Origin of the sequence: Planosporangium thailandense, from assembly GCF_011947195.1 — a bacterium.
In the GTDB taxonomy this organism is placed as follows: Bacteria; Actinomycetota; Actinomycetes; order Mycobacteriales; family Micromonosporaceae; genus Planosporangium; species Planosporangium thailandense.
Genome location: NZ_JAATVY010000100.1, coordinates 1 through 446, shown reverse-complemented (window position 1 = coordinate 446; position 446 = coordinate 1). Strand labels below are relative to the sequence as shown.

General features: G+C 72.4%; 1 pseudogene. It reads left to right on the top strand.

Features of this window, described 5'->3' with window-relative positions:
- A pseudogene (locus HC031_RS32310) lies at positions 1-88 on the top strand (DNA-binding response regulator); the annotation flags it as partial.
- Positions 89-446: the final 358 nt, after the last annotated feature.

The window sequence follows — 446 nt, the reverse complement described above, 5'->3', positions numbered from 1 at the left end:
GAACTACGTCTCCAGCCTGCTCGCCAAGCTCGGCATGGAGCGCCGCACCCAGGCCGCCGTTCTCGCCTCGAAACTACTCAGGACCTGACACCGGCCGGTGGCCGCACCACCGTCACTGTGACGTCCGTCCCCGACTCCCCGGTCGGCTCAGACCGGCACCGTCCACACCAGGGTGGTGCCGTGCGGCTGCGTGGGCTCGAGGGTCAGCGCGCCGCCCAGCTCCTCGGCGCGTCGGCGCAGGTTGTCCAGCCCGCTGCGGCGGCCGCCCCGCCAGACCTGGCCGGGCCGGTGGTCCCGGGCAGGTCGGGTCCACGGTCCCGTCGATCAAGGTCATTCGCCCGCATCCATCGCCGCGCCCGGTCGGCATGCTGGATCCAGCCGGTCCGCACGGGGCCGACCCGAGACGGAACACAGGTGAGACACGATGCGTACCACCCGGAGGATCG